This window comes from Larkinella terrae, from assembly GCF_009668025.1.
GTDB classification, from domain to species: domain Bacteria; phylum Bacteroidota; class Bacteroidia; order Cytophagales; family Spirosomataceae; genus Larkinella; species Larkinella terrae.
This window is the reverse complement of record NZ_WJXZ01000009.1, coordinates 158,008-176,446: the sequence shown is the minus strand read 5'-3', so window position 1 is coordinate 176,446 and position 18,439 is coordinate 158,008. Positions and strand designations below refer to the sequence as shown.

21 protein-coding genes and 3 tRNA genes are annotated in these 18,439 nt (G+C 49.3%); 14 read left to right on the top strand and 10 right to left on the bottom strand.

Translation table 11 applies throughout. From position 1 onward, the window contains the following. Nucleotides 1-40 precede the first annotated feature (40 nt). Nucleotides 41-496: a CHRD domain-containing protein gene (locus GJJ30_RS15310; protein ID WP_154176043.1), complete on the bottom strand. Its 456-nt coding sequence runs from the start codon at nucleotides 494-496 to the stop codon at nucleotides 41-43. Between the two features lie 177 nt (nucleotides 497-673). Between GJJ30_RS15310 and GJJ30_RS15305 the strand changes: the two genes are divergently transcribed. Next, entirely contained in the window at nucleotides 674-1,486 is an 813-nt protein-coding gene (locus tag GJJ30_RS15305) for an SDR family oxidoreductase (RefSeq protein ID WP_154176042.1), read from the top strand. A 72-nt stretch (nucleotides 1,487-1,558) separates the two neighbouring features. On the opposite strand, the gene GJJ30_RS15300 is transcribed toward GJJ30_RS15305, so the two are convergent. Further along, nucleotides 1,559-2,293, bottom strand: a complete 735-nt coding sequence (locus tag GJJ30_RS15300) for an SH3 domain-containing protein (protein WP_170299201.1) — start codon at nucleotides 2,291-2,293, stop codon at nucleotides 1,559-1,561. Between the two features lie 117 nt (nucleotides 2,294-2,410). Here GJJ30_RS15300 and GJJ30_RS15295 point away from each other — a divergent pair. The 3 genes from GJJ30_RS15295 to GJJ30_RS15285 all read left to right on the top strand — a co-directional run bounded on the left by GJJ30_RS15295 (nucleotide 2,411) and on the right by GJJ30_RS15285 (nucleotide 3,338). Next, nucleotides 2,411-2,486: transfer RNA gene (locus GJJ30_RS15295), tRNA-Lys, on the top strand. Nucleotides 2,487-2,567: 81 nt separating this feature from the next. After that, nucleotides 2,568-2,643, top strand: a tRNA-Lys gene (locus GJJ30_RS15290). 152 nt (nucleotides 2,644-2,795) lie between these two features. Continuing rightward, nucleotides 2,796-3,338, top strand: coding sequence for a DUF4136 domain-containing protein (locus tag GJJ30_RS15285; protein ID WP_154176040.1), 543 nt, complete (start codon nucleotides 2,796-2,798; stop codon nucleotides 3,336-3,338). A 45-nt stretch (nucleotides 3,339-3,383) separates the two neighbouring features. On the opposite strand, the gene GJJ30_RS15280 is transcribed toward GJJ30_RS15285, so the two are convergent. Next, nucleotides 3,384-3,767: a DUF3127 domain-containing protein gene (locus GJJ30_RS15280; RefSeq protein ID WP_154176039.1), complete on the bottom strand. Its 384-nt coding sequence runs from the start codon at nucleotides 3,765-3,767 to the stop codon at nucleotides 3,384-3,386. Nucleotides 3,768-3,904: 137 nt separating this feature from the next. Here GJJ30_RS15280 and elbB point away from each other — a divergent pair, with 137 nt between their 5' ends. Both elbB and GJJ30_RS15270 read left to right on the top strand, forming a co-directional pair. Then, nucleotides 3,905-4,615, top strand: coding sequence for an isoprenoid biosynthesis glyoxalase ElbB (gene elbB / locus GJJ30_RS15275; protein ID WP_154176038.1), 711 nt, complete (start codon nucleotides 3,905-3,907; stop codon nucleotides 4,613-4,615). Nucleotides 4,616-4,725: 110 nt separating this feature from the next. Continuing rightward, nucleotides 4,726-4,807: transfer RNA gene (locus GJJ30_RS15270), tRNA-Leu, on the top strand. A gap of 54 nt (nucleotides 4,808-4,861) precedes the next feature. Here the strand turns inward: GJJ30_RS15270 and GJJ30_RS15265 are convergent. Genes GJJ30_RS15265 through GJJ30_RS15255 form a run of 3 tightly spaced genes read right to left on the bottom strand, consistent with a single transcriptional unit; the run spans nucleotide 4,862 to nucleotide 6,726 of the window. Further along, entirely contained in the window at nucleotides 4,862-5,353 is a 492-nt protein-coding gene (locus tag GJJ30_RS15265; protein ID WP_154176037.1) for a hypothetical protein, read from the bottom strand. Then, nucleotides 5,350-6,189, bottom strand: a complete 840-nt coding sequence (locus tag GJJ30_RS15260) for a fimbrial biogenesis chaperone (RefSeq protein ID WP_154176036.1) — start codon at nucleotides 6,187-6,189, stop codon at nucleotides 5,350-5,352. Before GJJ30_RS15260 ends, GJJ30_RS15265 begins: the two co-directional genes overlap by 4 nt. A 6-nt stretch (nucleotides 6,190-6,195) precedes the next feature. Then, complete coding sequence (locus GJJ30_RS15255) at nucleotides 6,196-6,726, bottom strand: hypothetical protein (RefSeq protein ID WP_154176035.1); 531 nt, start codon at nucleotides 6,724-6,726, stop codon at nucleotides 6,196-6,198. Nucleotides 6,727-6,951: 225 nt separating this feature from the next. Here GJJ30_RS15255 and GJJ30_RS15250 point away from each other — a divergent pair, with 225 nt between their 5' ends. The 4 genes from GJJ30_RS15250 (at nucleotide 6,952) to GJJ30_RS15235 (ending at nucleotide 11,136) form a co-directional block, all read left to right on the top strand. Next, nucleotides 6,952-9,705: a hypothetical protein gene (locus GJJ30_RS15250; RefSeq protein ID WP_154176034.1), complete on the top strand. Its 2,754-nt coding sequence runs from the start codon at nucleotides 6,952-6,954 to the stop codon at nucleotides 9,703-9,705. A 128-nt stretch (nucleotides 9,706-9,833) separates the two neighbouring features. After that, a complete protein-coding gene (locus GJJ30_RS15245) occupies nucleotides 9,834-10,457 on the top strand; it encodes an SOS response-associated peptidase (RefSeq protein WP_154176033.1) in 624 nt (207 codons plus the stop codon). A gap of 141 nt (nucleotides 10,458-10,598) precedes the next feature. Then, on the top strand, nucleotides 10,599-10,820 hold the full coding sequence (locus GJJ30_RS15240; protein ID WP_154176032.1) for a hypothetical protein: 222 nt from the start codon (nucleotides 10,599-10,601) through the stop codon (nucleotides 10,818-10,820). Then, nucleotides 10,810-11,136 (top strand): type II toxin-antitoxin system RelE/ParE family toxin, encoded by a 327-nt coding sequence (locus tag GJJ30_RS15235; RefSeq protein ID WP_154176031.1) that lies wholly within the window; start codon nucleotides 10,810-10,812, stop codon nucleotides 11,134-11,136. Before GJJ30_RS15240 ends, GJJ30_RS15235 begins: the two co-directional genes overlap by 11 nt. Before the next feature lie 24 nt (nucleotides 11,137-11,160). Here GJJ30_RS15235 and GJJ30_RS15230 read toward each other — a convergent pair whose 3' ends face one another. Beyond that, entirely contained in the window at nucleotides 11,161-11,766 is a 606-nt protein-coding gene (locus GJJ30_RS15230) for a deoxynucleoside kinase (protein WP_154176030.1), read from the bottom strand. Between the two features lie 95 nt (nucleotides 11,767-11,861). On the opposite strand from GJJ30_RS15230, the gene trhO reads away from it, so the two are divergent. After that, complete coding sequence (trhO, locus tag GJJ30_RS15225; RefSeq protein ID WP_154176029.1) at nucleotides 11,862-12,818, top strand: oxygen-dependent tRNA uridine(34) hydroxylase TrhO; 957 nt, start codon at nucleotides 11,862-11,864, stop codon at nucleotides 12,816-12,818. Here the strand turns inward: trhO and GJJ30_RS15220 are convergent. After that, nucleotides 12,801-13,310, bottom strand: a complete 510-nt coding sequence (locus GJJ30_RS15220; protein ID WP_154176028.1) for a GNAT family N-acetyltransferase — start codon at nucleotides 13,308-13,310, stop codon at nucleotides 12,801-12,803. The two genes, trhO and GJJ30_RS15220, sit on opposite strands and share 18 nt — an antisense overlap. A 134-nt stretch (nucleotides 13,311-13,444) precedes the next feature. On the opposite strand from GJJ30_RS15220, the gene surE reads away from it, so the two are divergent. Then, on the top strand, nucleotides 13,445-14,278 hold the full coding sequence (gene surE / locus GJJ30_RS15215) for a 5'/3'-nucleotidase SurE (RefSeq protein ID WP_154176027.1): 834 nt from the start codon (nucleotides 13,445-13,447) through the stop codon (nucleotides 14,276-14,278). 13 nt (nucleotides 14,279-14,291) lie between these two features. Beyond that, entirely contained in the window at nucleotides 14,292-15,899 is a 1,608-nt protein-coding gene (locus tag GJJ30_RS15210) for a GH3 family acyl-acid amido synthetase (RefSeq protein WP_154176026.1), read from the top strand. A gap of 100 nt (nucleotides 15,900-15,999) precedes the next feature. On the opposite strand, the gene GJJ30_RS15205 is transcribed toward GJJ30_RS15210, so the two are convergent. Further along, nucleotides 16,000-16,638, bottom strand: coding sequence for a LysE family translocator (locus tag GJJ30_RS15205; protein WP_154176450.1), 639 nt, complete (start codon nucleotides 16,636-16,638; stop codon nucleotides 16,000-16,002). 7 nt (nucleotides 16,639-16,645) lie between these two features. Beyond that, nucleotides 16,646-17,194: an NUDIX domain-containing protein gene (locus GJJ30_RS15200; protein ID WP_154176025.1), complete on the bottom strand. Its 549-nt coding sequence runs from the start codon at nucleotides 17,192-17,194 to the stop codon at nucleotides 16,646-16,648. Between the two features lie 70 nt (nucleotides 17,195-17,264). On the opposite strand from GJJ30_RS15200, the gene GJJ30_RS15195 reads away from it, so the two are divergent. Further along, a complete protein-coding gene (locus GJJ30_RS15195) occupies nucleotides 17,265-18,263 on the top strand; it encodes a cation diffusion facilitator family transporter (protein ID WP_154176024.1) in 999 nt (332 codons plus the stop codon). Nucleotides 18,264-18,439 lie beyond the last annotated feature (176 nt).

Below are 18,439 nucleotides of genomic sequence, written 5' to 3'. Positions count from 1 at the left end.
CGAAAAGGATAGCTTTTTTTGTTTGAAAAGTTAGCGGTTATTAAAGCGCTTTCCGTTTCACATCGGCCCGGATTTCTCCAGCAGGCAGGGCTGCCGTATGCAGATTTACATACAACCGTCCTTCCATCAACGCATTTTCCTGATCCTGTTTCAGGGTGCTTTTGCCAGTAATGGGTGATGTCAGAGAGCTAAACGGAATAATAACCCCGCCATTTACGCCCGGGCCACCGGGTGAAAGGTGGAAGTGTCCGGCCGTTGGGGTAAGGCCGGTGTAATTAATCGTATAGCTCAACTCTTTTGTAACCTTATTATAAGTGCCTGTCATTGTGCCCGTTGCCGCAGAAGAATTTGAAGGAACTTCCTGGCTGCCGTTCAATGTGCCCACAAATTCAACCGTATCTTTCTTGTCAGGAGCATCTTTAATGGGTGAGCAGGACGTTACTGTCATGGCAGTTGCCACAAAGGCAGTCATCAGATACGCAAATGTTCTTTTCATAAATGGTCAATGTTGAATGGTCCAGATTGCACCGCAATAATACTAACTTTGCCTTAATTCTCTACAACCTTAGGCGGGCAATACCCATATAACTTTTAAAAATGAGAAGTTTCTTATTAAAAGTAACAAATATTGAGCGGCTGTCCGGTATTGTTCGACAAAGTTTCGTTCCCTTTCATGAAAGATAAAGTAATTGTAATTACAGGTGCCTCGTCGGGAATCGGCAAGGCACTTGCGTTTGCGTTTGGCCGCGAACAGGCCTCCATTGTCATTTGTGGCCGCAATCTGGAATCACTGGAAACTGTAGGGGCCGAATTACGCCAGAATGGGATTAACACGCTTTGCATACAGGCCGACGTGAGTCAGGAAGAGGATGTTAAAAAGCTGATTGACGCAACAATCCGCCAATTCGGCCGTCTGGATATTCTGATCAACAATGCCGGCATTACCATGCGTTCGATGCTGCTGGATGTCGATCCAAACGTCATTCGGCAACTCATGGATATCAACTTTATGGGTACGGTTTACGCAACCCGCTACGCGTTGCCGCACATCCTGAAAACGAAGGGTTCCATTGTCGGCATTTCATCAATTGCCGGTTTTCGCGGTTTGCCGGTTCGGAGCGGTTATTCGGCATCCAAATTCGCCATGAATGGTTTTCTCGAAGCGCTCCGAACGGAGCTTCTGCATTCGGGCGTTCACGTCCTGCTGGCCTGTCCGGGCTTCACAACGACCAACATCCGGTTTTCGGCGCTGAACAAAGACGGCCAGGTTGCGGGAGAAACCGTGCGTGACGAAAGCAAAATGATGAGTGCGGAAGAATGTGCCGATCACATTTTGAACGCCGTCAAACGCCGGAAACGCGACCTTGTTCTGACTACGGAAGGAAAATTCGTCGTCTTCATGAACAAATGGTTTCCCCGGTTCATGGACCGCATGGTCTATAACTCCCTCGCCAAAGAAAAAGACTCTCCGTTGAAACGGGCGTAGGGGTATTGGAAGAGGGCGGTGGGAAAATGCTCGATTTTATCCTTTGCCTTTGCCCTTCCCCCTTTGCTCAGCTTAGATCAGCCACACATTGTCTTTGCGGACATAATACAGGCCGTCGTTCCAGAAGACATGGAGCCAGATGTCCTGGCTGCCCAGAATGTTGACTTTGTGACCCCGGCTAATGACATCGACCACCGGCGCTGCGGACGAAGGATCGCGCCGGAGCAGCACCCGGTCGCGGTTGACAATGCCCGACTGGTAGCGTTCGGGCAAGTTAACCAGCAGTAATAAACCCGTCAGGTAGGCCAAAACAGTCAATTTGTGCCGCTGCCGAGAGGGTTCGCGGTTACGAAATTTAAGCCAGAAAATTCCGAAGGCATACGTTCCCAGCAGCACCAGTGCCAGCGTAATGTACAGGCCATATTGCTTGTAGAACAGGTAAAAATAATTGAGATCGTCGGTTTCATACCCGCGCAAATTATTCTGAATGGCGATGTCGTGCATCTTTTTCAGCACGATTTCGTCGGGCCGACGGTCGAAATAAACCTGCAGGTAATATAACATTTTAGCCACGTCGCCCTGCTTTTCATACATGAATGCCAGCTTCAGCAGCATGGGATCAGTCGGTTTGTAGCCATGCTGAATGTGGTATTCAAAGGCTTCCGTAGCCGCCGGATAACTCCCGGCAGCAAACAGAGAATCAGCCTGATAGATAGACAGGTAAGCCGACTTGGCCTCGACACCGAACGACCTCAAAAAAAGGGTCAACGAAAAAAAATAGAGCAATTTCAAAGGGTGACCTTGCATTTTCACGTCAAAAAAGGTACTTTTGCATCGCAATTTTGGGAAGCGACCTAAAATTACAAAAGGCAAAAGTAGAAAGGTTATGGTATTTATCATTTCTTTTCGTCTTCTCCTTTTCCCGATCTGGTAGCTCAGCTGGTAGAGCAATACACTTTTAATGTATGGGTCCTGGGTTCGAATCCCAGCCGGATCACCAAAAATAAGTCCACGATTTTCAGTGCCAAGTCTTCAGTCGCCACGATTTCAATCAAGCCTGATTCACTGATAATTGCTAATCGATCTGGTAGCTCAGCTGGTAGAGCAATACACTTTTAATGTATGGGTCCTGGGTTCGAATCCCAGCCGGATCACCAAAATTCAGGTCAGTATTTCTAACTGACAACGGTTTTCAAACCCGCATCCTTTCCCAGGGGCGGGATTTTTATTGGTCCCTCACCAAACCGCGCCGTGGCCAACTTTTTACGGGCAGTTCCGTTTACTCTTTTGGTTACCAACTGCCACGCCCATGAAAAGTATCCTTCAATTCATTTTTATATGCTTTCTGATTAGTATCGCGTCATGTAGCTCGGTTCGCGTCGTGAAAACCGAACCCGCCGACAACTTTGCGCTGACCAATTACCGGACGTTTGCCTTCGCTGATATAGAATCGACGGGCGACATTCCCCAAAGCGGTTTTTACCGGTCGCAGGTGGATGCGTTAAAAACCGCCATCGAACAACAGATGAATCGCCGGGGATTGCGCCGGGTCGATGCTCAACCGGACCTCATGCTGAACATTGGGATTGCCGTCGACGAAAAGACGCAAACCCGGCAAACGGACATCCGCAGCGATCCGCCGAACTACATCGGCCAACGGCGCTACACCTGGCGGACGCGGGAAGTGGAAGTGGGCAAATACCGGCAGGGAACGATTGATATACACCTGGTCGATCCGAAGCGGAATGAAATGGTCTGGCGGGGAATTGTGGAGGGCATTATTCCGAAAAAACCGGAGAAACTTCAGAAGCAGATTGACGAAAGTATGGAGAAATTATTTGCCCGGTTGTAGGTGGATTGTCGCGTGTCGAAACCGCCTACAACCGGGATGTAACGATTAAAACGGCAGCCCGTTGTCTTCCTCTTCAAAAGTGGTAAGTGGCCGGTCCGTTGCGCGCGGTTCCGAACGCCGGGGAGCGGGCGCGGCCGCCGGTTGCGGCTCGGCTCCGTCGGCCGATTCAATACGCCAGGCCCGCACATCGGTGTACCAGCGATCGTTGTATTCCCTTGATTCAATGCTAATTGCGCATTTTACCGTATCGCCCGGCACATATTGGGCCAGATCTGCGGCTTTGTCGCCCCAGGCCATCAGGCATACTTGTTTGGGAAACTGGTCGATGGTTTCAATCACAAATTGTTGTTTCGTCCAGGTTCCGTTGCGTCCCTGGCCGGTTTGTTCGGGTAAAACTTTGACCAGTTTACCGGTTATTTCCATTGCCATATGTGTGTGTTAATTTTCAGTTTGATTGCTTCAAATGCGAAAACCTTTCCGTTGAACGAAGGTTAAAACGAAAGGTTGAAGTTACAACTTTTTGGCTTAATTTCCCCGAAAAAACCACCTGATTGATCCTCTGACGTATGAAAATCGGAGTCTTATTACACGGAAACGGCGTCTACGACGGAACCGAAATTCACGAAGCCGTTCTGACGTTGCTGGCCCTGGCGGAAGTGGGTGCCGAGACGATCTGTATTGCCCCGGATGTGAATCAATACCACGCAGTCAACCACCTGACCGGCGAAGAAATGCCCGAAACCCGCAACGTCCTGGTCGAATCGGCCCGCATTGCGCGGGGTAAAATCCGTAACCTGGCGACGCTGACCGCCGACGAACTGGATGCGCTGGTGATGCCGGGCGGTTTTGGTACAGCCAAGAATATCACCAAATGGGCCTTCGAAGGTCCGAACGGAGCAATTTTGGAGCCCGTCAGACAATTTATTCGCGACCTGGTTGCCTTGAAAAAGCCGATTGTCGGACTGTGCATGAGCCCCACCACCATTGCCAAAGCGCTGGAAGGTAGCGGTATTTCCGCCACCCTCACGGTGGGTTCTGATCTGGAAGAAAGTCCGTACGAAATCAGCGGGATTGCCGCCGGAATCAATTCGCTGGGCCACCATGCTGAAATGAAAACCGTCCGGGAAATTTCCATTGATCGGGAAAATAAAATTATTACGGCGCCCTGTTACATGATGGAAGCTTCGATTCTGGACGTCCGGAACAACATCAAGGCGGCCATCGACGCATTGGTGGTGCTGCTGGAAGAGCAGGATTTAGATTTTACACGAGAGTAAAGAAGTGAAGGGACAAGAGTTAAAGACAAAAAACCGGGATATTCGTAGCCGGGCTTGATTTTTTAAGAGTCAATCTCTACTTTTGCATCCACAAAATAAGAAGTTTACCTGTCCATGTGGTGAAATTGGTAGACACGCCATCTTGAGGGGGTGGTTCCGCAAGGTGTGAGGGTTCGAATCCCTCCGTGGACACGAACTAAAAGCCGCTAAATCATTGATTTAGCGGCTTTTTCGTTTTAGAAAAACTTACAGCGCGGTATACGAGATGACCAGTGTCGTGGTGTAAGTTCCGCCGGGCTTCAGGAAGGGCGTCCCGCCCACCGCGCGGTACCGGATGGTCACATCCCGACTAAACAGGGCGGCCGCCAAACCCGTTGACAGGGTTTGGTTGGTGGTACTCAGAAAAATTTCAGGCCGGGTCGCCAGGTTGATCGACTGCACGCCAATCGACGAAACCGGAATGGAATTGGACTGGTATCGCAAATCATCCAGCGCGCGAATCTGAAGCGACCAGGCTACTCCCAGCGCAACAGAGAGGTTCACGGTAGCGTGATCCACCGAAACGCCGTTCTGGTAATGACTGACCGTGCTGAAACTCAGGGACGGATTTCCCAGCAATGTAAGACCCAGAAAGGCCGGAGCCGTTGTTGGCTTGCCCGTGGGACCGGTTTCGGCCAGTAATTTGCCGCTGCTGATCAACAGACTGACAAACAGAAAAAGGCCGCCAATCGCTTTCATTTTAAAACCGTTTCCAGTTCAGCCACTTTCAGCGCCTGGCTGGGTCCGCTGTCCAAAACCGCCACAATGAGGTATTTTCCGGCCGACAAATTCCGGGGCACTTCGGCCACCACTTTGAATTTATCCTGGGGCATCGTATTGACGGCAATCGGTTCAGCCTTGACTTCCTCCATCGTTTCCAGATTCAGGTATTCCATCCGTAACTGGCTTTCCACCAGGGCTTCTCCTTTGTTTTGAACCTGCACTTTTACCTGATACTGTTGCGCGGGTTTACTGACGTCCATGCTGGTAATGTCAATGTCCGGCGTCGAATTTCCTTCAGGAGTTAAATAGACGTGTACCCCAATCTGCATTTTGATCAACAACTGGGGGGCGCTGCTTTTGGCCCGCGCCAGTTCCTGTTCGTTCGACTGCGTGAGGAAAATCATCGCATTGCGGATTTTGCCGTATGCCGGTTTAGGTTCGGCCGAAATCGAAACCAGGACGTCTTTTTCCTCTCCCGGTTCCAGTTCAATCACACTTGGGGTAATTTTCAGCAGGGCGCAACACGAACCCGGCAACGTTCCCGGCGCGTAGTATACTTTGGAACCTGTCGAATCGCGACGCCAGTCGGCGCAGGTTGCCTGTAATTCCAGACGCGTGTTGGTTGGGTTGGTCAGGTGCATGCGGGCGGTTTGAACCGCATTCCCTTTTTGCTGAAAATAAAGTTTAGCCGGTGAAACCTGAAAACCCACCTGCGCCTGAGTAGATGGTGAAGCCATCCACATCAGACACAGGAAAAGTCCGGTGGCCCACCTGCTTCCCCAACTCATTCGGTAAAGGATGTGCCTGTTCATGCTGGATTAATGGGCCGCAATCGAGTAAAGCAAAGTTGCGCTGTAAGTCCCTCCCGCCGAAAGAAAAGCGGTATTTCCGGCAGTCGTCGAATACTTCATCCCGACGCTTTTCAGAATCGCTGCCGGCGCATTATTGGCAATAATCTGGTCGCTGCTCGACAGTGCCAGGGCCGGCGTGGTTCCCATTCCGGAAGCATTTTCGACCTGCACCGTTACGTTACTGACCGGGATGCTGGCCGACGTAGAAGCATTCACCAGGTCCGTTCCGGATTTTACTTTCAGATCATACGGTTTATTGCTGGTAATGGTCAATTGATTCGCCTTCGAAACGTTTAATCCATTTTTGTAATCATCGGCCGTGGCAAAAGTCAGGGTGGTCGTGTTGTCGTTGACCGTCATTGCCAATACGTCGACTAGAGTTACGTTCAACGTCACATTGACGCTGCTGCCCTGTGCGCGGGCGGATGATGCACTGAATACTGACACAATCATGGCCAGTACCCCAATTGTGAGGAGGTTTTTGAAAATTGTTTTCATACATGTTACGGTTAACTGATTATTGATTATATAATCAGGAATATGCCGTACAATTATCAGACCATTTATGTCTGATAAATAAAAATATTCAGTAGAACTGCTCAGGTATTACGTATAAGTATTTTTCCAGTTTCCTTTAACTAACATTTTCCGGTTCTGGATTTAAAATTGCAAGCTTCACTTTCCATCCACCAGTTACTAATTAGTTAGTATTGTGGCATTTGTATGAAAAAATTGATCCAGATTATATTCTTTTTAAGTCTTTATAACCTGTACGCAAGTACCGCGTGCGGGCAGATTTTAAAGGCCGAAATCTGGCGTGAATCGATCAAAACACGAATTGGAACTACTTATACAAATCGTCTGACAATTTCCAATGGCAGTACCCGGATTCAGTCGATTCGGGTAGCAGTTTTATCGGAACCTGCCATTGAGTTAGTATCAAAAATTCCGGAAAATCTGACGTTGAATCCGGGCGAAATAACGATGATTCCGTTGAAGGGATTTATCAATTCCCAGCCGGATTCGCTGCTAAACCGAATCACGATCCGGGTCGATTCCGACAACGGGCAACCGCTACTCCGAACTTCTTTCCTGGTTGAAGTGGAAGAAACCGCCCAGTCTAGTCTGTCGCTGTATACGCCCGACGAAACTATCCTGCTTTATTCCGGCGATCAGGTCGCGCAACTCCCGCTTCGGCTGGTCAATCACCGTTCTCGGCGCCAAAAAGTAGCGATTGAAGTTGCTTCGCTTCCCGACGGAATCGATCGCAGCGGTTTTCCGATCCTCGTCGCTTTATCCCCCCGCCAGGATACGAGCGTAACGCTGCGGGTTCCTCCGCTGCGCTATTGGTCGACGCGCACGCCGTACGAATTTATCGTGACCGTCCGGGATTCAACGGGCTCGGTTCTGGGCAATATAGTCTACCGAATGGCGATGGCAACGGCGACTAAACGATACGCTGGCCAGAACATTAATTCGACGGACGGTTACGGGGTAAGTGCCGCCGTGACCAAGTTAAGCAACAACCAGTGGGCGCGCGAAGGCCGAATCTGGGGTCGGGATTCGCTGGGCAAGTCGCAGATCGATTTCCAGATTCATTACCTCGATTACGTTTCCGACAATTTTCGCCAGTTGCAAAACTCCCATATTTCGATTCAGAACGACCGGACACTGGTCAGGCTGGGCAGTATGTACGATTACCACGAAATGCCGCTGCTGGGCCGGGGGTTGAAAGTAAATCTCATCCGCCCCGATCACCAGTGGACGTTCTGGGCCGTCAACACCAATCCGAACTGGCTGAACCCTCTCGCCAATACCTGGTCCGGAAATATGGTTTCATTCCGGTATGACCAGGCAATTGCGAACAGTCCGGGCAGTTTGTGGTCGGTAAGCAGCAGTTATTACACGCAATCAGCAACGATGCGGGCCGGTTTCCTGAATTTTGGTTCGTTGCAGTGGCACCAGTCCAAACGGCATTCGCTTGAACTTCTTGGAGGGCAAAGCGTGGAGTTCTCACGTCATGCCGCCGATCGGGCGCGCACCCTGGGCTGGGCCGGGCAAGTTAATTACGCCTATCATTCGACCGAATTGAACTGGCTGATTCGATCCTACGTCAGCAGTCCAAATTACGCCGGATTGCAAAAAGGTGCTACGCTCCTGCAAAGCCAACTCATCTGGCAGCCCTCGGAAGAAACGACGCTGGCGGCCCGGTTGAACCACATTCGCTACGATCAGATCTGGTATGCGTCGCCATCGGAACGCTTTCGGCGGATATTTGGCAACTCCATTGCCGAAATCAGTCTGAAGCGGCAATTAAAGTATTTTACCGTTGGCCTTCGTCCTTTCTGGTATTCTCAAATCGATTTTACAAATCCGTTCAGCCAACGCGCTGACTCCTACCGTATATCGACCTCTATTTCCTATCAGTATGGCCCCCGTCAACATGTTGATGTAAGTTATGATGTCGGCACCTTTCACGACCGGACGCCCACTTCAAACCGCCCGACACTCCTGAGCCACCGGGTACTGTCTTCCTGGACTCTGGGGGCATTTAATTTATACGGGTATTGGCAAAAAGGGGCGTATTATTTGAGCGATTTGCGAACCGATCAACCCAATCGGTCGATGGTGGCTTCGGTAACGCCAATGGTCGATTTCTCGCTCTTTAATCATCGGCTGATGGGCTCCGTTGGCTTGAATTACCTCTACGATGCCCTTTCGACCGGCACCCGTTGCCTGGCCGTAGGGCGGGTACGGTTTGACATTACACCGGATTTGTGGGTGCGCGCCGTCGGCAATGCTACGCCCTACAGCCAACAGGCCGATCTGGCTTACAGTCAATACCGGCTGGAAGTTACCAAGCAGTTCAGCCAGTTGAAATTAAACCGTCGCGGACAAATGCGGCTCAGTTTTTTCGAAGACGCCAATGCCAACGGAATCCGGGATTCCAACGAACGTTGGATGGACAGTCTCCTAGTCAGCGTTAACAATAACTCCCTGTTAACCAATTCGAAAGGAACCATCGTTTACCGAAATTTGCCTCCCAGCACGTACACGGTTTCGGCGGTGAGCGTCAACCAGGTTGGCGAACCGGTGCAATACACGGAAAAGCTCACGGTGGGTCGAACAGTAAACCGTATGATTCCGTTGCAGCGCACGTTCCGCGTTAAGGGTCAGTTGCACGCCCAGACTAAAAATTACGATCATAAACCTATCGAATTCAGCCGGTTTACGCTGGAAGTCTTGCGGAACGATCAGGCGGTTTTATCGACGGCTCCCCTCCCCGACGGTGGTTTTGTTTTCCACATGCCGCCGGGTGATTACACGCTCCGGGTTCACGATTACGCGCGGTTGGGCCAGACCGTGGTGCAAACGGTACCATTTAAGCTCAGCCAGAGCGGTCAGCATCCCGAGCTTGACTTAACGATCGATGCCTCGACCCGTGCCGTCGAAATCAAGCGGTTTGGGGCAAAATAAAGTTTCTGAAAAGCATTTCCGGGTAACTTAATCAGGCTTTTTTCGGTTATTATTTTGTACAGTTTGCCGGTAAAAACCACATCACCAGACTCTTTCCGGCCAATATTTCCATTCAAATTTGAACCGAGATGTGCTATTCCATTCTTGTCTCATCCAAGCTGGGCGAACTGGCTAAACAATTCAAAGCTGATACCGATGACAGTTCAGGTGAATACGTGCCTGGAGGTAAAATTTCCGGTTTTGTTCATCCGAAGCTGCCCGTCATTACGCAGGATGACCCGGGCAAAATTCAGCTTTTTAAATGGGGATTAATCCCGGCCTGGGCGAAAGAAGACAGAGCGGCTGAACTATCAAATTCGACGCTGAACGCCCGAGAAGATACGATTTTCGAAAAACCGTCATTTAAAGACAGCATTGTATCCAAACGTTGCCTCTTGCTGATCAACGGTTTTTACGAATGGCGGCACGAGAATAAAGACAAAATACCGTATTTTATTCAGTTGAAAGATGGAAAACCGTTTGCCTTAGGCGGTATATATTCGGTCTGGAAAGGCCAGCCTTCCTTTTCGATTATCACGACCAGCGCCAATCCGCTCATGGAATACATTCACAACACCAAGAAGCGAATGCCGTTGATACTCAGCCATCAGGAAGAACGACGCTGGATCGATCCGAACCTGACGAAGGCCGAAATTACGGAACTGATGCACCCTTTTGACGAAAATGAGATGGATGCGACGATTTATAAATAAATTAGGTCCAGGCCATTTTCAGGTTTAAAAATAGTAACGTATACTTACTTAAAGATTAAAGTTGCTATATTAGTATGTACAAGTTTGACTGTATACTTAATTCATGATATTTTTTAATTTAAAACTGCGGATGAAAATTGCATGGCAACGATAAATCTTCATATTGAGACGAATTCGGAGCACCTAGCTGCTTTTGAAAATTTGGCAAAAAAAGTTGGTGCCAACATCAGTCTTGAAAAACCGGCGGAAAAACAAAAAGCCGATATATTGAATGATATTGAAGAAGGGTATCGTCAATCTGTTCTGCATGAACAAGGGAAACTGAAATTACCGACGCTGGAACAGTTTCTCGATGAATTATGAAATCATTCCGACGCATCCCTACATTCGGGAAGCTAAGGCTTTAGCCAAAAAATATCCTTCGCTCAAAAACGATCTTCTCAAACTTTTCGAACAACTGCAAATAAACCCGCAAAGCGGTGAATCGTTAGGCAAAAGCTGTTACAAAATCAGAATTTCTATAGCCAGTAAAGGTCGTGGAAAATCCGGCGGAGCCCGTGTAATCACTCATGTTCGCATTACTTCGGAAAAAATCTATCTTCTTTCCATTTACGACAAATCAGATCAGGAAATAATTGAAGATGGTGAGATCAGTCAACGGCTTGACAATATCGAATAAGCAGGACGCTGCCTTAAAACCACTTCACCTCAAAACCTGGTCAACTTTCTTGATAACCGACACCAAATCCGCCGGGTTGTTGACGTAATCCATCGTGTTGACGTCGATTTCCAGCAGTTTTCCGGCGGAATAGTCGGCCGTAAAGGCTTCGTAATAGCGGTTGAGGTTTTCAAGGTATTCCTGGCTGATGCTTTTTTCGTAAGCCCGACCCCGTAATCGGATTCGTTCCTGAAGTCTCGGAATTCCGGCGCGCAGGTAAATCATCAGATCCGGCGGACGAACCAGCTCCAGCATGTTTTCGAACACCTTGCGGTAGGTCTGGTAATCGCGCGGACTCATCAAACCGCTTTCGAACAGGTTGCGGGCAAAAATGAAGGCATCTTCGTAAATAGTTCGGTCCTGTACCACCGACCGGTTTCCGGCGTTGATCGTCAGCATTTGTTCGAAGCGGCTGTTCAGAAAATAAATCTGCAAATTGAACGACCAGCGGTGCATGTCCGCGTAAAAATCTTCCAGGTAAGGATTGCCCTCAACGGCTTCTTTCAGAACTTCCCAACCGTAATGGGCAGCCAGCAAGGTGGCTAGTGTGGTCTTTCCGGCACCAATATTTCCGGTTATCGCAATGTGCATAGCAGCGGTTTTAAAGTCAGCATTACGCCAAATGTGTTCGTCAGGGATACTTTTTGTATCTTTGTGTGTTACCGATGACAGGAATTGATTGAAATATGAAGCCCTATCGCGTTTTACTATATTACTGCTATACAACTATTGAAAACCCCGCGCAGTTTCGCGATGAACACCACCGGTTGTGCATTGAACTGAATTTGCTCGGTCGGATCATCATTGCCCCCGAAGGATTGAACGGTACGGTTTCGGGTTTGCCCGCCGACTGCGACGAATATATGCGGATTGTCAAAGCCGATCCGCGCTTTGAAAGTCTGGAATTCAAAGTCGAAGAATACGACTCTCACGCGTTTCAGAAGTTGAATGTGCGCCTGAAAGACGAAATCGTCAATTCTGATCTGCCGGTCGATCCGCTCGTTCAAACCGGTATTCACCTTGAGCCCGAGGAGTTCAAGCGGATGAAAGACGATGAGGACGTAGTGTTGATTGACATGCGGTCCAATTACGAGCATTCCGTCGGCAAGTTTAAAGGTGCGATTACGTTCGATATGGAAAACCTCCGGGAATTACCGGACCACATGGACGAAATCAGGCACCTGAAAAACAAAAAGATCATCACGTATTGCACGGGCGGCATCAAGTGCGAAAAAGCTAGTGCGTACCTGCTGAAGCAGGGTTTTGAAAACGTCTACCAGCTTCACGGTGGGATCATTAAATACGGGATTGAAGAAGGTGGGGAAGATTTCGACGGCAAATGCTACGTCTTCGATAACCGCGTGGCCGTGGATGTCAACCAGATAAATCCGGTGGTTATTTCAAGTTGTTACCGCTGCGGTACGCCTACCGACCGGATGATCAACTGCGCCAGCCCGGCCTGCAACAACCATGTGACGCTCTGCGAAAACTGCGGAAACGCGCACCAGGGAACCTGCGCCGACGCGTGTAAAACCGACCCGGAATTGCGGCATTACGACGGAACCGGTTATTACGCGAAGGAAACCCGCGGCTACTCGCCCCTGTTGGGTTACCGGAGCCAGCAATCATCCATGAGTCACTAATTCCTTTTCGAGCACGAAATCATTCATCCAGTACGGTCCGATCGGAATATCTTCCTCCCGGACCACCCGAAAGCCCAGCCGTTCGTAAAATTGCCGGGCTTTATTGTAGCGGTTTACGTTGAGATACAGGCGTTTGCCGCCAGCCGCCATGCATTGCCGGATAACTTCATCGAGCAAAAACCGCCCGGTGCCTTTTCCCTGTTCCGAGGGCAGTACGTAGATTTTATGTAATTTAAACCGGTCTTCGGCCGACGAATTTTTCGAGTACGAAGCAAAACCGATCAGTTGGCGGTCCGAATACGCCAGGATAAACGTGTGATGCTGATTCAACATCTGTTCCAGCAGGGCTTCTTTCGAATAAATTGTCTGAAACATGTAGTTGATCTGTTCCTGATCCAGAATGGCGCGGTAGGTCGGTTCCCAGATTTGTTCCTGCAGGGCAATAATTGAATCGATGTCGGAAACGGTAGCGGTTTTGTACTCGAGCGGCATGTTTTTTTGCAATTATACTCCCAAAGGTAAAGGTTTTACCGACCACACTCAACCGCATCTTTCCTCGTTTTACACGTACCCATTTCATTAATTGATTACCTTTGAAATCCAGTAAACACACAAACCGAATTACCATGTCGGAACAAAAACCGCTGATTCTTGTCACCAATGATGATGGCATCACTGCCAAAGGTATCCGTACATTAGTTGAACTCATGCAGCAACTGGGTGAGGTTGTGGTGGTTGCGCCCAACAGTCCGCAATCGGGCATGGGCCACGCCATCACCATTGCTTCGCCCCTGCGCTTAAATAAAGTCGATCTTTTTCCGGGACTTTCGGCCTACGAATGCTCCGGCACGCCCGCCGACTGTGTCAAGCTGGCGAAACATTTTGTTTTGAAAGACCGCAATCCGGATCTGGTTGTCAGTGGCATCAACCACGGCAGCAATACGTCGATCAGCGTCCTGTATTCGGGAACGATGTCGGCGGCCATTGAAGCGGCCATCGAAGGCATTCCGGCGATTGGTTTTTCGCTGTGCGATTACGCCCACGATCCTGATTTTTCCCACACCCACGATCATATTCTGAAAATTGCCGGACACGCGCTCGAACACGGAATTCCGAAAGGCGTGGCTTTTAACGTAAATTTTCCGTCGAAAACGGACCTGCCTCTGCAGGAAATCCGGATTTGCCGGCAGGCAGATGCCCGCTGGCAGGAAGAGTTTGATCAGCGCAAAGATCCGTACGGACGCAGTTATTTCTGGATGTCGGGCAAATTTGTCAACGATGATACCGGCCAGGATACCGACGAGTTTGCCCTGTCGCAAAACTGCACCGCGCTCGTTCCATGCCAGTTGGATCTGACTGATTACAAGATCATTAGTGAATTACAATCGTGGAATATCAACGAACGGACGGCGGCCATACCGTCGCCGGAATCCGTTGAAACTGCAAAACGATCATTTTAAACCCCATTGACGCATGGCCTTATTGGGAAGCTTATTAAAACGTGGCATTTCACTGACAAACGTGGTCAGACGAAAAAAATTGAACGCCCTTAAATTACAGAAGAAAACCTTTGTCAAACTGATTGGAAAAGCGCGGTACACGCAGTTCGGGCAGGCCTTCCAGTTTGAAGATATCGAAAACTCCGCCTTTTTCGACGACGAAAAAGAATTTTATGCCAAATTCAAGGAACTGGTCCCTATTTACGATTACAACAAGATTTACAAGGATTGGTGGAAACGCTCCGTTGAGGGCGAAAAAAATGTTTGCTGGCCCGGTCGGGTGAAGTATTTTGCGCTCAGTTCGGGCACTTCGGAAGCGGCTTCCAAATACATTCCGGTGACCAAAACCATGTCGAAGGCGATTCAGAAAACCAGCATTCGGCAAATTCTGAGTCTGGGAAGATACCAGCATCTCCCCTCTCAATTGTACGAAAAAGGCTTTCTGATGCTGGGCGGCAGCACCCAGTTGAATTACCGGGACAATCACTTTGAAGGCGACCTGAGCGGGATTACGGCCAGTAAAATTCCGTTCTGGTTTCAAAAGTTCTACAAACCGGGGAAAGAAATTGCCGCAGAACGCGACTGGGCGCTGAAACTGGATGAAATTACCGAACAGGCCGATCAGTGGGACATCGGTTTTGTGGTGGGGGTTCCGGCCTGGATTCAACTGCTGATGGAAAAAATCATCGCCCATTACAAGGTCAAAACCATTCACGACATCTGGCCGAATCTGATGGTTTTTTGCCACGGTGGTGTTTCATTCGAACCGTATCGGAAGGGCTTTGAACACCTGCTCGCGCACCCGATTACCTACATTGAAACGTACCTCGCTTCGGAAGGCTTCATTGCCTACCAGACGCATCCCGACGCTGTTGGCATGCAGCTGGTGCTCGACAACGGCATTTTCTTTGAATTCATCCCGTTCAACGACGAAAATTTCAATGCCGACGGTGAGATTATCGACAAACCGCAGGCACTGATGATCGACGAGGTGGAAGAAGGCAAGGAATACGCGCTGATGATTTCAACCTGCTCGGGTGCCTGGCGCTACCTGATTGGCGACACGGTTAAGTTTGTCAACAAAAAACGCTGCGAAATCGTCATTACCGGCCGGACTAAGCACTTCCTGAGTCTTTGCGGAGAACACCTCTCCGTCGATAACATGAACAAAGCCGTCGAGCTGGCCTCGCACGACCTGAAGATCAATGTCCGGGAATTTACGGTCGCCGGAATATCCCACGAAACACTTTTTGCCCACCATTGGTACATCGGAACTGATGATAAAGTGGACGAAACGGTTTTGAGAGACCTGATCGATACGAAACTGAAAGAACTGAACGATGACTACGCCGTCGAACGGCGACACGCGCTCAAGGATGTGTTTGTTACGGCGCTCCCTAGCGCGATTTTTTATAAATGGATGGAATCCAAAGGTAAAATGGGCGGTCAGCACAAATTTCCGCGGGTTTTGAAGAAAAATTTGATTGCCGAATGGCAGGGCTTTCTCAAATCCCAGGGCATCGAAACCGAGGATATCCAAAACCCTGTCAGCGCCGGGCCGTCGAACGGTCAAAGACCCTGACAGCGGTTAAAGACCCTGGCAGCTGATTAAATCTTTCGAGAAAATAATTTCGCCCCAGGATACTCACCGCTGTCAGGGTCTTCGACCGCTGACAGGGTGGTTAGTGTTTCAACATCGCGACCAGGGGATCGTACAGGCGGGTCCAGGCCAGATTCAGGGCAATTCCAATAAACACAATGCCGGTCGTTCGGTTAAAAATCAGCACGACTTTGGGCGTAAAAAACCGCTTTAACTTGTGAGCGAAAATAGCCAGCGCCGACTCGGTTGAGAAGATACTGATCAAACTGGCGATCATAAAGGCGTACCGTTCGCCGGGGCTATAATGCAGGGAATTAGTGAGGTAAGCCGCCAGCGTCACCCAGGTAATGAAGTTGATGGGGTTGATCGCATTCAGCACAAAACCAGTCGTGAAATAATACAGGAAATTTCCAAAACGGGTTTTCGGATACGCCAGTCGCGGAGCTCCTTTGAAGATATTGGCCACGCCCATCGCCAGCAGCAGCAGCACCCCAAACAAGGTCAAATAAAACTCAAAACCTTCGATCTTCGGCAAAAAAGCCGTGCCGAACAATGCACAGACAACGAAAATGGAGTCGCAAACTACTACTCCGAAAGCAATCTTGACGCCCGAGCGGTAACCATTATCGACGCTGTTCTGCATCAGGGAAAAGAAAACGGTTCCGAAGGTCAGACAAAGTAGAATACCTGCAATTAAGCCGTAAAACGTTGCTTCAATCATCATTCGCTCAAATCTGTTTCAACCGCGCCACTTTCAACAGCGCGCAGACACTGAGCGCATCGGTGATTTCACTCCGCATCACCATTTCGACAGCGTCAGTCAATAAAACCCGTCGAATTTGCAATTGTTCAGTTTCTTCCGGTTCGTGCGTTCCCTGAACCAGTTCTTCGGCAATGTAGAGAAAGCCTTCCTCGTCCGTCGCCGAATTCGAGGTGTGAATCCGGCCAATCATCGTCCATTTTCCCGCTTCCAGACCGGTTTCTTCCTTCAGTTCCCGACGGGCTGATTCCAGCAGATCTGTGCCGATGGGCGCTCCACCTTCCGGAATTTCCCAGGAATATTCGTCGAGCGGATACCGGTATTGGCCGACCAGATACGTATACCCATCCTGATCGAGCGGAACGACGGCAACGGCTTTGTTCTTGAAACTGACGACGCCGTAAATTCCGGGCGTATTGGCCGGAGTTACAACATCTTCGTGCTTGATTTTCAACCAGTTGTTATCGTAAACAACCGTTGAAGTAAGTGTTTTCCAGGGATTTTCGGTGAACTCCATAGCGGCAAATGTAAAGAGAAATCCTTAACAGTTTACTACATTTGCAGGCTATAAACCTGCCATTGGCTTCATGCAACAAACCCAACGGATTAAATACAAATGGATGTCAATCTCGCTGGGTTTGAGTGCGGTGTTGATGTTGCTCAAGTTTACGGCCTGGTGGCTTACCTCCTCCACGGCGGTTTTAACGGATGCGCTGGAATCCATTATCAACGTGGTAGCCAGCGGTTTTGCGTTTTACAGCATTTACCTTTCGGGGCTTCCCCGCGACCGAAATCATCCGTATGGTCACGGGAAAATCGAGTTTTTTTCATCCGGTTTCGAGGGAGCGCTTATTCTGTCGGCGGGCGTATTTATCATTTTTCAGGCCATTCAATCATTTTCAGCACCGCAACCCATTACGCATCTGGATTGGGGCGTCGGCCTGATTGCCTTAACCACTTTCGCGAATGCGTTGACGGGTTGGCTTCTTGTCCGAAATGGCAAGGCCACTAATTCGATTACCCTCATTGCCGACGGCCGCCATTTACTAACCGATAGCCTGAGCAGCCTGATTGTTGTGGTCGGAATTGTCATTATTCTGATAACCGGGCTGACCTGGTTCGATGGCGTTCTGTCGCTGATTCTTTCCCTGGTGATCATCTGGAACGGTTTTGGATTGATCCGCCAATCGGTAGCTGGTTTGATGGACGAAACCGACCTGAGCTTACTCCAACGAATTGTTGATATTTTGAATCAGTACAAACACCCCAACTGGATCGATATCCATAACATGCGCGTCCAGCGGTATGGCGCTGATCTGCACATCGATTGTCACCTGACGTTGCCGTATTACTGGACCCTGGCGCAGGTTCACCACGAAGTCCACGAATTTGAGGAAGTCCTTAAAGGTGAGATCAATACGGAAGTCGAGATTTTCATTCACGCCGATCCGTGCCTGCCCGAATGCTGCCACTATTGCCGGATTACGGATTGCCCGGTTCGGGCGCAAGTGTTTTCGGGCGATGTGGAATGGACGATTTCCAATCTTTCCACCAATCAGAAACATTTTCTTACGGCCGAAGGATAATTTCGACAGGATTCGTTGTCAAAAAAAAATTGTAAAAACCTGTCAAAAAAAGTTGGGCATTTGCAACTTTTTTGTAATTTTCGGTGAGAATTTAGTGCTCAAATGAGATACTTAATTCAGGTTGTATTCATATCTCGGTTAAAAAGGCCCCCGCACTTGCTGCTGAGGGCCTTTTT

Bases quoted from the DNA above. Each gene is read 5' to 3' on its own strand.
- GJJ30_RS15310 (WP_154176043.1), bottom strand. From the start codon at position 496: ATGAAAAGAACATTTGCGTATCTGATGACTGCCTTTGTGGCAACTGCC.
- GJJ30_RS15305 (WP_154176042.1), top strand. From the start codon at position 674: ATGAAAGATAAAGTAATTGTAATTACAGGTGCCTCGTCGGGAATCGGC.
- GJJ30_RS15300 (WP_170299201.1), bottom strand. From the start codon at position 2,293: ATGCAAGGTCACCCTTTGAAATTGCTCTATTTTTTTTCGTTGACCCTT.
- GJJ30_RS15285 (WP_154176040.1), top strand. From the start codon at position 2,796: ATGAAAAGTATCCTTCAATTCATTTTTATATGCTTTCTGATTAGTATC.
- GJJ30_RS15280 (WP_154176039.1), bottom strand. From the start codon at position 3,767: ATGGCAATGGAAATAACCGGTAAACTGGTCAAAGTTTTACCCGAACAA.
- elbB (WP_154176038.1), top strand. From the start codon at position 3,905: ATGAAAATCGGAGTCTTATTACACGGAAACGGCGTCTACGACGGAACC.
- GJJ30_RS15265 (WP_154176037.1), bottom strand. From the start codon at position 5,353: ATGAAAGCGATTGGCGGCCTTTTTCTGTTTGTCAGTCTGTTGATCAGC.
- GJJ30_RS15260 (WP_154176036.1), bottom strand. From the start codon at position 6,189: ATGAACAGGCACATCCTTTACCGAATGAGTTGGGGAAGCAGGTGGGCC.
- GJJ30_RS15255 (WP_154176035.1), bottom strand. From the start codon at position 6,726: ATGAAAACAATTTTCAAAAACCTCCTCACAATTGGGGTACTGGCCATG.
- GJJ30_RS15250 (WP_154176034.1), top strand. From the start codon at position 6,952: ATGAAAAAATTGATCCAGATTATATTCTTTTTAAGTCTTTATAACCTG.
- GJJ30_RS15245 (WP_154176033.1), top strand. From the start codon at position 9,834: ATGTGCTATTCCATTCTTGTCTCATCCAAGCTGGGCGAACTGGCTAAA.
- GJJ30_RS15240 (WP_154176032.1), top strand. From the start codon at position 10,599: ATGGCAACGATAAATCTTCATATTGAGACGAATTCGGAGCACCTAGCT.
- GJJ30_RS15235 (WP_154176031.1), top strand. From the start codon at position 10,810: ATGAATTATGAAATCATTCCGACGCATCCCTACATTCGGGAAGCTAAG.
- GJJ30_RS15230 (WP_154176030.1), bottom strand. From the start codon at position 11,766: ATGCACATTGCGATAACCGGAAATATTGGTGCCGGAAAGACCACACTA.
- trhO (WP_154176029.1), top strand. From the start codon at position 11,862: ATGAAGCCCTATCGCGTTTTACTATATTACTGCTATACAACTATTGAA.
- GJJ30_RS15220 (WP_154176028.1), bottom strand. From the start codon at position 13,310: ATGCCGCTCGAGTACAAAACCGCTACCGTTTCCGACATCGATTCAATT.
- surE (WP_154176027.1), top strand. From the start codon at position 13,445: ATGTCGGAACAAAAACCGCTGATTCTTGTCACCAATGATGATGGCATC.
- GJJ30_RS15210 (WP_154176026.1), top strand. From the start codon at position 14,292: ATGGCCTTATTGGGAAGCTTATTAAAACGTGGCATTTCACTGACAAAC.
- GJJ30_RS15205 (WP_154176450.1), bottom strand. From the start codon at position 16,638: ATGATTGAAGCAACGTTTTACGGCTTAATTGCAGGTATTCTACTTTGT.
- GJJ30_RS15200 (WP_154176025.1), bottom strand. From the start codon at position 17,194: ATGGAGTTCACCGAAAATCCCTGGAAAACACTTACTTCAACGGTTGTT.
- GJJ30_RS15195 (WP_154176024.1), top strand. From the start codon at position 17,265: ATGCAACAAACCCAACGGATTAAATACAAATGGATGTCAATCTCGCTG.